The sequence below is a fragment of the Sorangium sp. So ce590 genome (assembly GCF_051521365.1).
In the GTDB taxonomy this organism is placed as follows: Bacteria; Myxococcota_A; Polyangia; order Polyangiales; family Polyangiaceae; genus Sorangium.
On the sequence record NZ_CP150346.1, the window covers coordinates 1,588,551 to 1,604,139 of the forward strand.

General features: G+C 73.2%; 12 protein-coding genes. 7 read left to right on the plus strand and 5 right to left on the minus strand.

What is annotated here, in order from left to right; translation table 11 throughout:
* Nucleotides 1-16: 16 nt before the first annotated feature.
* The 3 genes from WMF28_RS05875 (at nucleotide 17) to WMF28_RS05885 (ending at nucleotide 3,756) form a co-directional block, all read left to right on the plus strand.
* On the plus strand, nucleotides 17-1,402 hold the full coding sequence (locus WMF28_RS05875; RefSeq protein ID WP_437601079.1) for a CCA tRNA nucleotidyltransferase: 1,386 nt from the start codon (nucleotides 17-19) through the stop codon (nucleotides 1,400-1,402).
* A 607-nt stretch (nucleotides 1,403-2,009) separates the two neighbouring features.
* A complete protein-coding gene (locus tag WMF28_RS05880; RefSeq protein WP_437601080.1) occupies nucleotides 2,010-3,386 on the plus strand; it encodes a hypothetical protein in 1,377 nt (458 codons plus the stop codon).
* 199 nt (nucleotides 3,387-3,585) lie between these two features.
* Complete coding sequence (locus WMF28_RS05885; RefSeq protein ID WP_437601081.1) at nucleotides 3,586-3,756, plus strand: hypothetical protein; 171 nt, start codon at nucleotides 3,586-3,588, stop codon at nucleotides 3,754-3,756.
* 45 nt (nucleotides 3,757-3,801) lie between these two features.
* Here WMF28_RS05885 and WMF28_RS05890 read toward each other — a convergent pair whose 3' ends face one another.
* The 5 genes from WMF28_RS05890 to WMF28_RS05910 all read right to left on the minus strand — a co-directional run bounded on the left by WMF28_RS05890 (nucleotide 3,802) and on the right by WMF28_RS05910 (nucleotide 9,968).
* Nucleotides 3,802-5,106 carry a guanine deaminase gene (locus WMF28_RS05890; RefSeq protein WP_437601082.1) on the minus strand — a complete coding sequence of 435 codons (1,305 nt, stop codon included), beginning with the start codon at nucleotides 5,104-5,106 and terminating at the stop codon, nucleotides 3,802-3,804.
* Complete coding sequence (locus WMF28_RS05895) at nucleotides 5,103-5,717, minus strand: SH3 domain-containing protein (RefSeq protein ID WP_437601083.1); 615 nt, start codon at nucleotides 5,715-5,717, stop codon at nucleotides 5,103-5,105. Before WMF28_RS05895 ends, WMF28_RS05890 begins: the two co-directional genes overlap by 4 nt.
* A 123-nt stretch (nucleotides 5,718-5,840) precedes the next feature.
* Nucleotides 5,841-6,932 (minus strand): formylglycine-generating enzyme family protein, encoded by a 1,092-nt coding sequence (locus tag WMF28_RS05900; protein WP_437601084.1) that lies wholly within the window; start codon nucleotides 6,930-6,932, stop codon nucleotides 5,841-5,843.
* Nucleotides 6,933-6,949: 17 nt separating this feature from the next.
* Nucleotides 6,950-9,295, minus strand: a complete 2,346-nt coding sequence (locus tag WMF28_RS05905; RefSeq protein WP_437601085.1) for a sulfatase-like hydrolase/transferase — start codon at nucleotides 9,293-9,295, stop codon at nucleotides 6,950-6,952.
* 199 nt (nucleotides 9,296-9,494) lie between these two features.
* On the minus strand, nucleotides 9,495-9,968 hold the full coding sequence (locus WMF28_RS05910) for a response regulator (RefSeq protein ID WP_437601086.1): 474 nt from the start codon (nucleotides 9,966-9,968) through the stop codon (nucleotides 9,495-9,497).
* A gap of 961 nt (nucleotides 9,969-10,929) precedes the next feature.
* Here WMF28_RS05910 and trpD point away from each other — a divergent pair.
* Genes trpD through trpA form a run of 4 tightly spaced genes read left to right on the plus strand, consistent with a single transcriptional unit; the run spans nucleotide 10,930 to nucleotide 15,517 of the window.
* Nucleotides 10,930-11,973 (plus strand): anthranilate phosphoribosyltransferase, encoded by a 1,044-nt coding sequence (gene trpD / locus WMF28_RS05915; RefSeq protein ID WP_437604219.1) that lies wholly within the window; start codon nucleotides 10,930-10,932, stop codon nucleotides 11,971-11,973.
* On the plus strand, nucleotides 11,966-13,444 hold the full coding sequence (gene trpCF / locus WMF28_RS05920) for a bifunctional indole-3-glycerol-phosphate synthase TrpC/phosphoribosylanthranilate isomerase TrpF (RefSeq protein WP_437601087.1): 1,479 nt from the start codon (nucleotides 11,966-11,968) through the stop codon (nucleotides 13,442-13,444). Before trpD ends, trpCF begins: the two co-directional genes overlap by 8 nt.
* Nucleotides 13,445-13,502: 58 nt before the next feature.
* Nucleotides 13,503-14,696 (plus strand): tryptophan synthase subunit beta, encoded by a 1,194-nt coding sequence (gene trpB / locus WMF28_RS05925; RefSeq protein WP_437601088.1) that lies wholly within the window; start codon nucleotides 13,503-13,505, stop codon nucleotides 14,694-14,696.
* On the plus strand, nucleotides 14,693-15,517 hold the full coding sequence (gene trpA, locus WMF28_RS05930; protein ID WP_437601089.1) for a tryptophan synthase subunit alpha: 825 nt from the start codon (nucleotides 14,693-14,695) through the stop codon (nucleotides 15,515-15,517). Before trpB ends, trpA begins: the two co-directional genes overlap by 4 nt.
* Nucleotides 15,518-15,589: the final 72 nt, after the last annotated feature.

Below are 15,589 nucleotides of genomic sequence, written 5' to 3' on the forward strand. Positions count from 1 at the left end.
GTGATAAGCCGCGGGGGTGACCCGGATAGATCACCTCATCGACCTCGTCCCCGAGGACGTGCTCGGCATCTGTCGCCGCCTCCGCGAGCGCGGCAAGCGCGGCTGGATCGTCGGCGGGTGCGTGCGCGACCTGCTCCGCGGGGAGCCCGCCAAGGACTGGGACGTGGCGACCGACGCGCGGCCGGACGAGGTCGTGGCCGCGTTCCGGAAGGTGATCCCGACCGGGATCCAGCACGGGACGGTGACCGTCGTCGTGCGCGGCGTGCCGTACGAGGTGACGACGCTGCGGGGCGACGGGACCTACAGCGACGGCAGGCGGCCGGACCGGGTCGAGTTCGTGGACGACATCACGGCCGATCTCGCGCGGCGGGACTTCACCATGAACGCCATCGCGATCGACCCGGTCGACGGGCACCTCATCGATCCGTTCGGCGGCCAGCGGGACCTCGAGGCGAAGATCATCCGCGCGGTCGGGGATCCGGGCGAGCGCTTCGCCGAGGACGGCCTGCGGGTGCTGCGCGCGGCGCGCTTCGCGGCGACGCTGGAGAGCGCGCTCGACCCCGAGACCGAGCGCGCCATGGGCACCGCGCGGTCGCACCAGACGTTCCGCTGCGTGAGCGCGGAGCGGGTGCGCGACGAGTGGCTCAAGGCGATGCGCGCGCGCCGTCCGAGCGTGGCATTCGAGATCATGCGCCGCACGGAGCTGCTCTCGATCACCTGCCCGGAGATGATCGAGTCGGTCGGGTGCGAGCAGAACCGCTGGCACGCGTACGACGTGTGGGGGCACGCGATGGCCTGCCTCGACGCGTGCAAGCCCGAGCCGATCCTCCGCGTGGCGGCGCTGATGCACGACATCGGCAAGCCGAGGACGCGCGAGTTCTCCGAGAAGACGAGCGACTACACGTTCTACGAGCACGAGCGGGTCGGCGCCGAGATGGCCGAGCCGATCCTGACGCGGCTCCGCTTCTCCAACGACGAGCGCGCGCGGATCGTGGCGCTCATCCGCCACCACCTGATCTGCTACGACGACTCGTGGACGGACGCCGCGGTGCGCCGGTGGCTCCGCCGGGTGACGCCGGGGCTCGCGCCGGATCTCTACGAGATCGGCGTGGCCGACGCGCTCGGCAAGGGGCGCGAGGTGACCGAGGACATCGCGACGATCGGGCGGCTCCGGGAGCGCGTGGAGGCGCTGCTCGCCGCGGGCGCGGCGCTGTCTGCCAAGGATCTCGCCGTGAACGGCAGCACGCTGATGAAGGAGCTCGGCATCCCGCCGGGCAGGCTCGTCGGGGAGCTCCTGGAGCGGCTCGTCGAGGTCGTGACCGAGGAGCCCGAGGCGAACACGCCGGAGCGCCTGCTCGCGGCGGCGCGGGACATGGTCGCGGCGAAGAGCGCGGGCCAGTAAGGGTCGAGCAAGGGCGTACCCGGTTGCGGGGGGAGGTCTCGCCGAGCTGCCCGGCCCTCCTCGGGCCAGCTCGTCGCGCGGCGCAGGGAGGGCTGAACTCGCCTGAGACAGAGCTCTTCCGGCAAACCTGGAGGAGCTCTGTCATTTGGGCTCAGACACCGGCCCTCCCCACGCCGCGCGACGAGCTGGCCCGAGGAGGGTCTGCCGTCTACGAAGCGGGGACGAGGAGGGTGACGCGGGGGGAGCTTCGCGAGGAGCGCGCTCAGGGACGACACGACTCCTGTGCACGGCGGCGAGGGGAGCCGATAGGATCGCTGTGCGCGGCGCGCGTCGCGTGTACCCGAGGGTGGTCTCGACGGGCCGCACCGGCCCTCCCTGTCGCGCGTCGCTCCCGTCCACCCGCGCTCGGCCATCTCCTCGCCCCTTAGGGGAGGCTGTCCCAGATCGCGAGTCGATCGGTCGCAGGCAAGGTACATGGGCCGACAGTGGTGGTCGGTCGTCTACCTCCCGTCAGGTTCGATTATTTCATGCAGATCGCATCCATCCGGACGTGTCTCTGGTAACATCCGTTGCTGCGCACTATCGCGCCCCCCATTGGGAGGTCCATTTGAAGCTCTCGACGAAGACGCTTGTTGGGCTGGTTGGTTCGGGTTTGCTTGCGGCGGCGGCGTTCATCGGTGGATGCTCCGGCGGGGGTGGTGGGGCGAGCTCCGGCAATAACGGCTCTGGCAGCGGCGGGGGCGGCGAGGGCGGGGGCGGGGGCGGGGGCGATGATACGACCGGGAGCGGGGACGGCGGCGGGTTCCAGTTCGATGGAGGGACCGGGGATGCGTCGCTCAACGAGGACACCGCGTGTGTCGCGACCAGCTTGCAGGCCGATTACGAGCAGCGCCCGGCCGACATCATCTTCATCATCGACAACTCCGAGAGCATGACGGAGGAGATCGACAGCGTCCAGCGGAACATCAACCAGAACTTCGCCTCGATCATCGAGCGGAGCGGCATCGATTACCGCGTCATCATGCTCTCGAGGCACGGCAGCTCGACGCAGGAGCAGTCGGTCTGCATCGAGGCGCCGCTCGGCAGCGGGAGCTGTTCGCCGCTCCCGGCGAACCCGAACACCAATCCGCCGCACTTCTATCAGTACAACCTGGATGTCAGCAGCCTCGACTCGCTCTGTCTGGCGCTCGACACCGTGAAGGGCGCGATCCCGCCCCGGGGGGAGGCCACATCGCCCGGGTGGTCGCAGTGGCTCCGGATGGACTCGCTCAAGGTGTTCGTCGAGATCACCGACGACGGCGTGGACTGCTCGACGAGGTCGCTCGGCGCCAGCGCCACGCAAACCGACGACGGCGACATCACCCTTTACGACCTCGACGACGATCTGCCCGAGAACGAGAACGTGGCCGGAGGCACCCGCTCGGCAGAGGCCTTCGACGCGGCGCTGACGGCGCTCGCGCCGGAGTACTTCGGCTCGACGAGCGCGCGCAACTACATGTTCTACAGCTTCGTGGGCATCGTCGAGAACACGCCGCCGACCGCGCCCTGGCCGCCGGACGCGCCCGCCACCTGGAAGCAGTGCCGGCCCGGCTCGGTCGATCCCGGGACGACCTACCAGTCCCTCAGCGTCATGACCGGGGGGCTGAGGTACCCGATCAACCAGTACGACACCTACGACGCCGTGTTCCAGGCGATCGCAGACAGCGTGATCTCGGGCGCCAAGCTGTCGTGCGAGATCGAGGTGCCGGAGGCGCCAGGCGGGCACGCCATCGATCTGGCGACGGTGCAGATCGAGTTCACGCCGAGCAACGGCGGGCAGAAGCAGACCTTCGCCCAGGTGAAGAGCCCCGAGGAGTGCAAGGCGATGTCCTTCTACATCGACGAGGGGCTCATCCGGCTGTGCCCGGAGACGTGCACGGTCGCGGTGCAAGACAACACGGCGAGCATGAACCTGCTCTACGGCTGCTCGGTCACCCCCGACTGAGCGAGGAGGCGCTCCCGGGCGCGATGCGTGTGATGCGCGCATCGCCTCGAAGAGCGCCGGTCCAAGGCGCCGCCCGGCCGGCGAGCCTCCCCTCCGGGGCGGATCGCGAGAGCCGGGCGCCCGGGCCTGCTACCCTGCGCGAGGACAGATGCGGGTCGATGTGGCGTGCCGTGCCGGCCACGGCGGAAGCGAGGAGCCCGTGGCGTTCACCCTGGGCGAGCGCCGCGTGCGGGTGACGGAGATCCTCGACCGATGGCCAGGGGGCGATCACCTCTACTTCAAGGTGCGCGGGGACGACGGCGCTCGGTACATCCTGCGGCGCGATTTCGAGATCCTCGTCTGGGAGCTCGAGGTCTACGAAGCGGAGTAGACCGGCCCCCATGGAGGGCGTGGACGGGATTGCCGTCACGGGGGCCTACAGGTGAATCAGGGGGGGAGAGCCGGGGGGGCGGGGGTGGACGGGATTGCCGCGGACGAAGGAGCGCTTTATTGCGGCGGTCTCGGGGGCGAAGGCGAGATGGTTCAATAGATCCGACTCGCCGAGCACGTGGTCGGGGAAACGGACGGCGAGGAAATCAGCCTCCTTGCCGGCTTCGAGGCTGCCAATCACCCGGCCCAGTCCGATGGCGTCGGCCGTGCCCTGCGTCGCCATGACGAAGAGCGCGGACGGGGTGAGGCGGTCGCCAAGGCAGAGGGCATTGTCAAAGGCGCTCGACATGCTGCGGCGCATGTCGAAGCTGCGACCCGCGCCGACGTCGCTGCCCAGCGCGACCGGGACAGCTCGGGCGCGGGCGTCGCCAAGACGCATGCGCCCGCTGCCCAGGAAGAAGTTCGAGTCAGGACAGTGGACGACCGACGAGCGGGCCTCGGCGACGCGATCCCACTCGCGCGGCGAGAAATGAATGGCGTGCGCGAGCAGGGTACGCCCGGTGAGCAGGCCAACCCGGTCGTAGACGTCGACGTAATCGCGCGCCCACGGGTGCTCGCGCAGGGCGGCCTCGCACTCGGCCGGACTCTCGGCGACGTGCGTCTGCACGAGGAGGTCGTGATCCCGCGCGAGGCGCGCGGCCGCCTCCATCAAGGGGCGCGAGCACGTGGGGGCAAAGCGGGGCGTGATCGCGAACTCGAGCAGGCCGCCGCCCTCGCCGTGCCAGCGCTGCACGAGATCCCGGGCCGCCGCGATGGCCTCGTCGCGAGGGACACAGAGCGCCTCAGGGCAGTTCTGGTCCATGAGCGTGAGGCCAGCGATGCCGCGCAAGCCAGCGCGCAGCAGGGCGCGGAAGAGCTGGTCGGTCGCCCCGGCGCACGAGCTGGAATAGACGACGCAGGTGGTCGTGCCCGACGCGAGCAGACGATCCGTGAACTCGCCCGCGACCAGCGCGGCATAACCCGCGTCGCGGAAGCGAGCCTCCTCGGGGAAGACAGACCGATCGAGCCAGTCAAGCAGGGCGCCGCTGGCGCTGCCAATGATGCGGGTCTGCGGGAAATGCAGGTGCGCGTCGATGAAGCCGGGCATCAGCACCGCAGGGCGCAGGTCGAGCACCGGACCGCGGAAAGCGCCCGGGGCGAACGGCGCCACCTGGACGATGAGGCCGTCGGCGCCGACCACGAGCAAGGCGTCATCCAGGAAGCGGACCTGTGCACCGCCGTCGGGCGCGGCGAGGGGCGTGAGCAAACGGCCGCGGTAGGCGCGCGGCAAGCCGCCGTTCCGGGCGCTCATCGGATCGCGATCTCGCTCCGGCGCGCCCAGCCCATGACCATGCCGTCCCCCTGGTTCTTTGTAACGAGGGCCCACGCGCCGGCCTCGCGCACGATCATCACGAGCTCGCCGGCGGCAATCGCGCCAATCCGGGCGCCGCCCGCCCGCGGCTCCTCGAGCAGCGTGATGCCGCGCGAGGCGATGCCCAGCTGGAGGCGCGAGGGCGCGCCCGGCTCCTCGCCCTCGTCGTCAAAAGAAGGGCCGTCGTCGTGCCGCGACCGCGGCTCGTCAGCGCCCGGCTCCTCGTCGAACGGGAAGCGAGGGTGAGCCCGCGAGCGCGCCGCCGCCGGGGAACGCCCCTCCAGGAGGTGCGTGAACCGGCCAGCGCCCTGCACCGGCGACCGCTCGCCGGCGACCGCGCGCAGGACGAGCGGCGCCGTCGGGAGCAGCGCGACGGCGGCGGCGGCGAAGAGCACGAGCCCGGTCAGCCGATCGAGCCGGCGCGCGCGCGGCGGCGCAGGCGCGGCGCCCGGCGGCGGCGCCGCCCGGGCAGCGAGGCGCGTGCCGGCGTGCGCAGCGCGCACGTCGCGGGAGCCAGGCGAGGCACCCTGTCCGGCGGGAGAGTCGTCCATCAGCGCAGAGGATACGCGCTGCGGCGAGCGCGGTCGACTGCGCGGCGGAGCGCGCCCGGCGGAGCGCGCGCGGCGGAGCGGCGCGGCGCAGCGGTCGAACGAGGCACCACGCCGGCGAGCGCGTCAGCGGAGCTCGCGCGGCAGCGGGGCGGCGGCAGGGTCGCTGGAGACGGCGCGCTCCGCGGGCATGGCGTGCGCAGCCCCGGGGGCCGCACAGCAGCGGAAGCCCTGCTGGTAGAACATGTGGTTCTCGTCGTGCGAGCGGGTCGAAGGGCGGCAACGCGTGCGCACTGGGCCCCAGTAGCCGCCCTTCAGGATGGAGGGGCGCTCACCTTCGCGGACGGAACGGGTCCACTCATCGATGTTGCCGGTCATGTCGTACACGCCGAACGCGCTCCGGCAGCGCGGTTGAGCGCCGGACGGCATGCCCTGCCAGAGCCGATCCATCTCGGCCATGGCGGCAGAGCCGCCCCGCGGGCGCAGCGCGGTCTCGATGAACGCGCGCCACGGCTGGTCGACGACGCACGCCTCCGGGTCGCGGACGTACCCGTACGGGTAGGGGCGCGCCTCCTCGCCCTCGCAGGCGAAGGTCCACTCGGCCTCGTCACAGAGGCGCTTGCCCTCCTCGGCGCAGAGCTCGCTCGCCTCGTAGAACGAGACGAGGATGAACGGATAGACCCCCTTCTGGTTGGGGTACTCGTAGCGATCCATGCAGAAATGCATCGGCTTCGTGTCGAGCTCCCTCGACATCGAGAGCCATTTCTCGCGGTCGAACTCCGCGCACCGCTCCGGATAATTCCGGCTGATCCAGTGCTTGCAGGTCGTCCGCTGCATCTCGTCGATGGAGCGCAGGTCGCCCTGAGCGCTCGGCGTCGGGTCGAGCTTCATGAGGCCGGAGACCTCGACCATGCCCGTCGCACAGACGCCGCGGTTGCCCTCGATCTGGTCGATCGCGTCGCGCGGCTCGGCGGGAGACGACGCGATCTGCCAGTGGCGATCGCGGACGAGGCGCCACTCGAACCGGAGTCGGCGCGGCAGCGCGCCCGTGATGGCGCTCGCTCCGAGCGTCAGCGGCACGGTCGGCGCCTCCGCGAGCCGCACCACGAGCAGCGCGAGCGCGGCGATGCCCAGCGCGAAGCCGACGGCGACGGCCGCACGCAGCGCCCTCGCGCGGGGGGGCGCGGGCTTCCGCGTCGGGTGGGCGAACCTGTGCATGCTCCCTCGCGTAGACTTTACTGCGCGGGAGACTCGAAGGCAGACAACTTTTCGCGGAGCCGCGCCACGTCGCCGGCGCGCTCGTTCGACAGATCGCGGGTCTCCCGGGGATCGCGCTCGAGATCGAACAGGAGCATCCGGTCGCGCTTCTTGCGCTTGAGCACGAGGAGCTTGAGGTGCCCGTCGACGACCGCCGCGCGGCGGGCGGTGCGGGCGAACACCGGTCCTCGGGGCGCGCGGTCCGCGCCGGCGGCGATGGCGGCGAGGGAGCCGCCCTCGACGGCGGTGACCTCCGCGCCGCCGAGCTCGAGGACGGTGGGCGCGATGTCGACCGTGCTCACCGGGTGCGGGTAGCGGCCGGGAGCTGCGCCGGGGAGGGCGACGACGAGCGGGACGCGGATCGCTTCCTCGTAGAGCTCGACCCCGTGGCCGAAGGTGGCGTGCTCGCCGAGGCCCTCCCCCTGCGTGCCGTGGACGATGATCGCGGTGCGGTCGGCGCGGGGGCCCCGGGCCACGGCGTCGAGCAGGGCGCCGAGCTGCCGGTCGACGTAGGCGATCTCGCCGTCGTAGGCGGCCGTCCTGCCGGAGCCGAAGCGGATGCCGGGGTGGGCGACATAGCGCTCGTGGGCGTCGAAGAGGTGGAGCCAGAGGAAGACCGGCTGCGCGCGCGGGGCGTCGCCCTCGAGGAGCTCGATGGCCTTCTTGACCGCGAGGTGACCGGTCGCCTCACGCTCGGGGTGGGCCTCGTCGTAGACGGTCTCGAAGCGATCGAACCCCTGGTCGAAGCCGCGCTCCCGGCTGATCCACGTGAACGAGCTGACCGCGGCGGTGAGGTAGCCGGCGCGCTTCATGCGCTCGGCGAGGGTGTCGTTCTCGGGCAGCAGCGTCGGCCAGGCGCGGCGGTCGCGCGCCGCCCGGTTGAGGCGGCGGCCGGTGACGAGCGGCGCGATGGCCCGCTGCGCCTCGCTCGAGGCGGCATAGGCGCGCTCGAACAGCACGCCGCGGGCCGCGAGCTCGGCGAGCCGCGGGCTCGTGTCGCGGCCGTAGCCGTAGGCCGACGTGTGGTCGGCGCGGACCGTGTCGAGGGTGACGAGGAGGATGTCGGGACGCTCCGGCGCGGACGCGGGGGCGGGCGTCGGCGTGGCGGCGGGGGAGGTGGCCCTGATCAGGACGGCCGGGATCACCGCGCCGCGATCGTCGTGCGCCGCGGGCACGGCGGCGGCGCGCGCGGCCGTGGCCGGTGCGGCCGGCGCGGCGCTGGCAGGAGGGGCAGCGGTGCCCGCGAGCGCCCCGGCGGGCCGGGAGGCGTCGCCCAGGGCTGCGTCGCCGCAACCCTGGTCGATGCCGTCGTCCGGGATGTCCGGCGCGCCGTGATACCGGGTGGGGTCGCCCTCGTCGCAGTCGAGGCCGCCGAAGTGCGAGCCCATCCCGTCGCCGTCGCGGTCGGTCCACCGCTCGAGCGCGCCGAAGAGGGTCGCCGCGAGCCCGCCGCCGGCGCGCACGGCCTGGCCGAGCGGGGGGAACGACTCGACCCGGGCGGTCGCGCTCATGAGGACCAGGGCGGCGAGCGGGACGCCCGCGAGGCCGGCGATGCGGCCCACCGCGGCGCTGAGGTCGACGCTGGAGACGAGCGCGGTCGCCACGAGCGCGATGGCGCCGTCGACGATGGCCGCGCGCACGGCGGCGCCGGCGTCGCCGGGGGCGCTGCCCGCGAGGGCGGCGAGCGGCGCGAAGGCGGCGACGAGGGGCAGGACGCCGATGGCGGCGCCCGCGACGGCGAGGATCCATGGCTTCACGCCCCGGGCGGCGAGGCGGTCGCCGAGCGCGACGAGGCGCTGGGTGAGGACCGCCGCGGCCACGACGCCGGCGAGGCCGAGGACGCCGAAGGTCGCGCCGGCGAGGCCGCGGTGGTGGGTCGCCGCCTTGAGGAGGGCGGCGAGCGCGGCGAGCACGGGCACGGCGACGCCGATCCACAGCGCGACGCGGAGGACGGCGAGGCGCTCGCCGCCCGCGCCGACGATGCCCCGGAAGCCGCGGCCGGCGGCGCGCGAGAGGATGAGCGCGAGCGTGACGAGCGGGAGCAGGATCGCGGTGCCGACGAGGAGCCCGTCGAGGAACGACGCGCCGGCGCGCGCGGTGCGCAGCGCGGTCGGGACCGCCGAGAGCGACGCGACGCCGAGGCCGAGCACGCAGGCCTCGCCGAGGCGGGTGGTCCAGGCGCTGCGGCGCGGCGGCGGGGGGACGGACCGCGCCGACGGCGCGCTCGTGCGGGCGGGCGGACCGCTCGGCGATCGCGGCGGGGCGCTCTGATGAGCGTCAGCGGCGCTCGGCGGCGGCGGGGGACCTGGTTCGGCGGTGATCATGGGCACACAGGGGGAGGGCCGGGCGAGCGCCTCGCGAGGGCCTGTCGCGCCTGGCCGCGAGGTCGTGCGCCCTGCAGAACGGGGGCCTACCATCGGTGCACGCAACCGGAAAGTATCCTGCGGGAGCGGATGGGTCGGGGGCGGATGGGCCGAGGGCGACGGGGCCCGCACGAGCGTCCTTCGCGTGCACCCCGGGAGCTCAGCCTGGGTCCTCCGGCGCTTGCCGCGCCGCGATCACCCGGCTCATCACGCTTCGCAGCGCGTCGAGGTCGAACGGTTTGTCGAGCACCGCGACCGCGCCCAGCGAGCGCGCCAGCGCGTGGGTGGAGCTCTCGCCGAACGCGGTGATCAGGACGATGGGCGGCCGGCCCCGCACCGCGGACAGGCCGGCGAGCACCTCCATGCCCGTGAAGCACGGCATCTGGATGTCGCTGACGATCGCGTCGACCGGCGCGGGCGGCTCCCGGCCGGCGAACAGGGGGAGGAGGTAATCGAGGAGCTCCAGCCCGTTCTTCGCCTCGACGACCTCGAAGCCGTCACACTTCAACGTCGACGTCAGCAGCGCGCGCATCTCGTCGTCATCCTCGGCCACGATCACCCGGCAGCCCGCGCCGTACCGGCCGGCGGGCGGGGGGGGTGGCGGATCGCCGACCCACGCGTCGATGAGGCTCATGCACAGCTCCTTCCGTGCCGACGAGGCCGGCGACCCCACGCTCACTGCACGTTGCGTGCCTCGTTCCGCCAGGGCCAGGGGCCGGCCTGACCAGGGGAGTTTTGCCCCACCCGGGGAGGTTCGGGACGCCCCCTGCCGAGCCGCGCCCCGACCTCGGCCTCGCAAGGTCCTGACGCCGTCATTCCAATGCAGCCCGGATAGACGGTCAGTCCAGCGAATCGACTTCATCGAGGTGCATCCAGAGCGGGTCTGGCCGAGGGGGAGGGGTTGCTCATGCGATATGAAGGCGTCCTGGTCCTGTGATCCGTCATGAGGGTGAGTGAGCCGCTCCGAGACAACGTGACAGCGGACCGAGCCCGCCGAGCATGGATATCTCCCGCCACGCGGATTCCGCCACAGCGTCTGTCCTGCACACGCGCGCCCCGACCGCACGGATACCCGCCAGGCAACAGAGCGACAGAGCGACAGAGCGACAGAGCGACAGAGCGACAGAGCGACAGAGCAGCGGCGCGCCGCGGCAGCGCGCCGGCAGGTGGCAGGTGGACGACGGCCAAGACCGACAGAACCAGCGAAGCGGAAACCGCCGCAAACCCGCTTGACCCCCCGCGCGGCCGCAAGCTATGTTCCCCGCATGCCCCGCGCGCTCCCCGCGTCCTCCGCTCGCTCCGGCTCCGAGGCTTTCGTCCTCGGCGCAGCCGGGCCGCGCGCGGCCGCCCAGGTGGGCTCGCGCGTGGCCCGGCTGCGCTGGTGGTGCTGGTGCTGTACCAAGGCGGGCCCCAACGACGGGTAACGCGCCTCCCTACTCGGGGGAGGCCGACCTGAAGGAAAGAAGAAAGTGGGCCCGCCGAACAACGGTGGGCCTTTTCGTTTTTGTCCGCTATGCAAGGCGCCGCAGTCCGACGCTCGAATCGCGAGGAGCAGTGTCTGTCGCAACGGCCGTGAACATGAGGAGCGAACCATGATGCATGCAGTGATCGATGCGCTCTGCGCGGGCGTGGACCTCTCCGCCGAGCAGACCGAGGCGTTGTTTCGTGACGTGGTCGCGGGGGCGCTGACCGAGATCGAGCTCTCCGCGCTGCTCGTCGCGCTCAAGGCGAAGGGCGAGACCCCCGCCGAGATCGCCGGCGCCGCGCGCGCGCTCCGGGGGGCCTCGGCGCCGTTCGAGCGGCCGGCCTACGCGTACGCCGACTGCTGCGGCACCGGCGGGGATGGGCAGCGCACCGTCAACGTGTCGACCGCCGTCGCCTTCGTCGCGGCCGAAGGGGGGTTGCCGGTCGCCAAGCACGGCAACCGCTCGGTCTCTTCGCAGTGCGGCTCCGCCGACGCCCTCGAGGCGCTCGGCGCCCGGCTCGACCCGCCGGCCGCGGTCTCGCGCCGGGCCCTCGACGAGGTCGGCTTCTGCTTCCTCTTCGCGCCGCAGTACCACGCCGGCCTCCGCCACGCGATGCCGGTGCGCCGCGCCCTCAAGGTGCGCACGATCATGAACCTGCTCGGCCCCCTCGTGAACCCGAGCGCGCCGCCGATCCAGGTGATGGGCATCTATGATCCGGAGCTCGTCGTCCACGCCGCGCGCACGCTCGGGATGCTCGGTTGCCAGGCCGCGCTCGTCGTGCACGGCGGAGGCCTCGACGAGATCGCCCTGCACGCCCCGACCCGCGCCGCCCGGCTCCGCGACGGGGTCGTCGAGGAGCTCACGATCGACCCGTCGGACGCCGGGGTCTCGCCCGCGCCGATCGAGGCGCTCCGGGGCGCCGGCCCGGCCGAGAACGCGGCGTGGCTCCGCGATCTCCTCGCCGGGCGCGGCGAGCCCGCGCACCGCGACGCCGTCGCCCTCAACGCGGGGGCGCTGCTCTGGATCGGCGGGCGCGCCGACAGCCTGCGCGAGGGGACGGCCACGGCGCTCGACGCGCTGAGCTCGGGGCGCGCGGCCGAGCGGCTCGCGCGCTTCGTGGCGCTCAGCCGGGAAGGGTCTCAAGAAGCGCGCAAGGAGGCGAACCATGGCTGAGCAGAGCAATGTCCTCGCGCGCATCGTGGAGCGGAAACGGGCGGACGTGGCGGAGCGCGAGCGGCGCACCCCGCTCGCCGTCCTCAGGGCGAACGCCCCGCCCACCTCGCGGAGCCTCCGGCGCGCGCTCTCCGCGCCGGGCGCGCGGTTCGTCCTGGAGTGCAAGAAGGCGTCCCCGTCAGAAGGCCTGATCCGGCCGGACTTCGACCCGCACGCCGTCGCCGCCGCCTACTACGGCGTCGCCGACGCGGTGAGCGTGCTGACCGACGAGCCCTTCTTCCAGGGCAGCTTCGAGATCCTCCAGGCCGTGCGCGAGGTCCTGGACGTCCCGCTCCTCTGCAAGGACTTCGTCGTGGGCCCTTACCAGGTGGTCGAGGCGCGGTCGCGCGGCGCGGACGCGATCCTGCTCATGCTGTCGGTGCTCGACGACGCGACAGCGCTGCTCTGCCTGGGCGCGGCCGAGGCGCTCGGCATGGACTGCCTCGTCGAGGTCCACGACGAGGCGGAGCTCGACCGCGCGCTCGCGCTGCCCGCGCCCGTGATCGGCATCAACAACCGCGATCTCAGGACGCTCAAGGTCGATCTCGCCGTCTCGGAGCGGCTCGCCCCGCGCGTGCCGCGCGACCGGATCGTCATCGCGGAGTCGGGCGTCGAGTCGCGCGCCCACGTGGAGCGGCTCGCGCGCTCGGTCGACGGGTTCCTCGTCGGCACCTCGCTCATGCGCAGCCCCGACATCGCCGACGCCGCGCGCGCGCTTGTGAACGGCAGGGTGAAGGTCTGCGGCCTGACCCGGGCCGGGGACGCGCGCGAGGCGGAGCGGCTCGGGGCCCGCTTCGGCGGCCTCGTCTTCGCCGAGGCCTCGCCGCGGCGGGTGACGCGCGAGCAGGCCGAGATCGCGATCGCCACCGCCGCGGGGCTGCCCTTCGTCGGCGTTTTCCTCAATCAATCCGCGGGCTTCGTCGCCGATACGGCGCGCGCTCTCGGGCTCCGCGCCGTGCAGCTGCACGGCGACGAGGACGCCGCGTACGTCGAGGGGCTGCGGCGCGCGCTCCCCGAGGGCTGCGAGGTCTGGAAGGCGGTCCCCATGGCGCCGTCCGGCGAGCATGCGGCCGGCGCGCCCGGCGCCTCGGGGGCGGCCGGCGCGGGCGCCGAGGTCGAGCGCCGCGCCGATCGGCTCGTCTTCGACACGCGCACGGCCGAGGCGCGGGGAGGCACCGGGCGGACGTTCGCCTGGAGCGCGATCGAGCACCACCCGGCGCGGGCCCGGAGCCTGCTCGCGGGTGGGCTCACGCCGGACAACGTCGCCGCGGCGCGCCGGGTCGGGGCGTGGGCGCTCGACGTGAGCTCGGGCGTCGAGAGCGCGCCCGGCGAGAAATGCGCCGACCTGCTCGTGCGGCTGTTCGACGGCGCGCGCGGCCCCTCGCGCCACGACCCTGGCCCCGCGGCCCCGGCGGACCGCGCTTCCCCCTGACCGCATCTTCCACGACGCACAACGCACCACGCACCATCGACGGATCGAGGCAATCACCATGCAGCAAAGCGGTCGCTTTGGCGCCTTCGGCGGCGCCTATGTCCCGGAGATCCTCGTACCCGCGCTCGATCAGCTCGAGCGCGCGTACCTGGAGGCGCGCGGCGATCCGTCGTTCGCGGCGGAGTTCAACGCCTTGCTGACGAGCTACGCGGGGCGCCCGACGCCGCTGACCCTGTGCCGCAACCTGACCGGCGACCCGCGCGTGAAGGTGTACCTCAAGCGCGAGGACCTGCTCCACGGCGGCGCGCACAAGACGAACCAGGCGCTCGGCCAGGGGCTGCTCGCGCGGCGCATGGGCAAGCGGCGGCTCATCGCCGAGACCGGGGCCGGCCAGCACGGCGTCGCGACCGCGATGATCGGGGCCCTGCTCGGGCTCCCCACGCGCATCTACATGGGCGCGAAGGACGTCGAGCGGCAGCGGCTCAACGTCTTCCGGATGCGCCTCATGGGGGCCGAGGTGGTGCCCGTGACCTCGGGCTCGCAGACGCTGAAGGACGCCCTCAACGAGGCGCTGCGCTACTGGACCGAGAGCTACGAGGACACGCACTACCTGATCGGGACGGTCGCCGGCCCGCACCCGTTCCCCACGATCGTGCGCGACTTCCAGTGGGTGATCGGCCGCGAGGCCCGCGCGCAGATCCTGGAGACGGAGGGGCGCCTGCCCGACGCGGTGGTCGCGTGCGTGGGCGGCGGCAGCAACGCGATGGGGATCTTCTCCGAGTTCATCCCGGACAAGGACGTGGCGCTCGTCGGCGTCGAGCCCGCCGGCCACGGCCTGTCGACCAGCATGCACGGCGCGACGCTCCTCAAGGGCCGCCCGGGCGTGCTGCACGGGTCTGAGACCTACATCCTCCAGGATGAGCACGGGCAGGTCGCCGAGACGCACTCGGTGTCGGCGGGGCTCGACTACCCGGGCGTCGGGCCGGAGCACGCGCACCTCATGACGTCGGGCCGGGCGACCTACGTGGCGGCGACCGACCAGGAGGCGCTCGACGCGTTCCAGCGGCTCGCGCGCAGCGAGGGCATCATCCCGGCGTTCGAGTCGGCGCACGCGATCGCGCACGCGATGAAGATGGCGGCGGAGGCGGCGCAGGCAGGGCGCGAGGCGGTGCTCGTCGTGAACCTGTCGGGCCGCGGAGACAAGGACATGGAGCAGGCGCAGAAGCTGCTCGAGCCCGGGAGGTCGACATGAGTCGGGAGGCGATGACGACGCGCTACGATCGCGCATTCGAGCGGCTGCGGCAGCGGGGGGAGGGGGCGTTCATCCCCTTCCTGATGCTCGGGGATCCGGACCTCGCCACGAGCGCGCGGCTGCTCCGCGCGGCGGTGGAGGGCGGCGCCGACGCGATCGAGGTCGGGATCCCGTTCTCGGATCCGATCGCGGACGGCCCGACGATCCAGGCCGCCGCCGTGCGGGCGCTCGCGGCCGGCGTGCGGCCGCCCGACTGCATCGAGCTCCTCGCGCGGTTCCGGGCGGAGGCGAAGGACGTGCCGGTCGGCCTCCTGACGTACGCGAACCTGGTGAAGCACCGCGATCTCAAGGGCTTCTACGCGTCGGTGGCCGCGGCCGGGGTCGACAGCGTGCTCGTCGCCGACGTGCCGGTGAGGGAGTCGGAGCCGTACGTGGCGGCGGCGCGCGAGGCGGGCGTGGCGCCGGTGCTGATCGCGCCGCTCAACGCCTCGGAGCCGACGCTGCAGCTGCTCGCGGAGCGGTGCGCTGCGTACACCTACTGCGTCACGCGCAAGGGCGTGACGGGGGCGGACGAGCAGCTGCGCCTCGGCCACGGCACGCTCCTCGAGACGCTGCGCCGGTTCGGCGCGCCGCCCGCGATCCTCGGCTTCGGCATCTCGAAGCCCGAGCACGTGCGCGACGCCCTCGCCGCCGGGGCGTTCGGCGTGATCAGCGGGTCCGCGGTCGTCCAGCGGATCGCCGCGAACCTCGGCGATCCCGAGGCGGCCGCGCGCGCCGTCGCGGGCTTCGTCCGCGAGATGAAGGCGGCCACGGTGCGCTGACCGCGGCGGTCGCCGCCGTCCTCTCGATGCCGCGCGGCGCCGCCCTCTGCGCGGCTCGCCGCGCGGCGAGCT

Excerpts from the sequence above, each read along its gene's own strand:
- trpA (WP_437601089.1), top strand. The coding sequence starts at position 14,693 with ATGAGTCGGGAGGCGATGACGACGCGCTACGATCGCGCATTCGAGCGG.
- trpD (WP_437604219.1), top strand. The coding sequence starts at position 10,930 with ATGCATGCAGTGATCGATGCGCTCTGCGCGGGCGTGGACCTCTCCGCC.
- WMF28_RS05895 (WP_437601083.1), bottom strand. The coding sequence starts at position 5,717 with ATGGACGACTCTCCCGCCGGACAGGGTGCCTCGCCTGGCTCCCGCGAC.
- WMF28_RS05910 (WP_437601086.1), bottom strand. The coding sequence starts at position 9,968 with ATGAGCCTCATCGACGCGTGGGTCGGCGATCCGCCACCCCCCCCGCCC.
- trpB (WP_437601088.1), top strand. The coding sequence starts at position 13,503 with ATGCAGCAAAGCGGTCGCTTTGGCGCCTTCGGCGGCGCCTATGTCCCG.
- WMF28_RS05905 (WP_437601085.1), bottom strand. The coding sequence starts at position 9,295 with ATGATCACCGCCGAACCAGGTCCCCCGCCGCCGCCGAGCGCCGCTGAC.
- WMF28_RS05900 (WP_437601084.1), bottom strand. The coding sequence starts at position 6,932 with ATGCACAGGTTCGCCCACCCGACGCGGAAGCCCGCGCCCCCCCGCGCG.
- WMF28_RS05890 (WP_437601082.1), bottom strand. The coding sequence starts at position 5,106 with ATGAGCGCCCGGAACGGCGGCTTGCCGCGCGCCTACCGCGGCCGTTTG.
- trpCF (WP_437601087.1), top strand. The coding sequence starts at position 11,966 with ATGGCTGAGCAGAGCAATGTCCTCGCGCGCATCGTGGAGCGGAAACGG.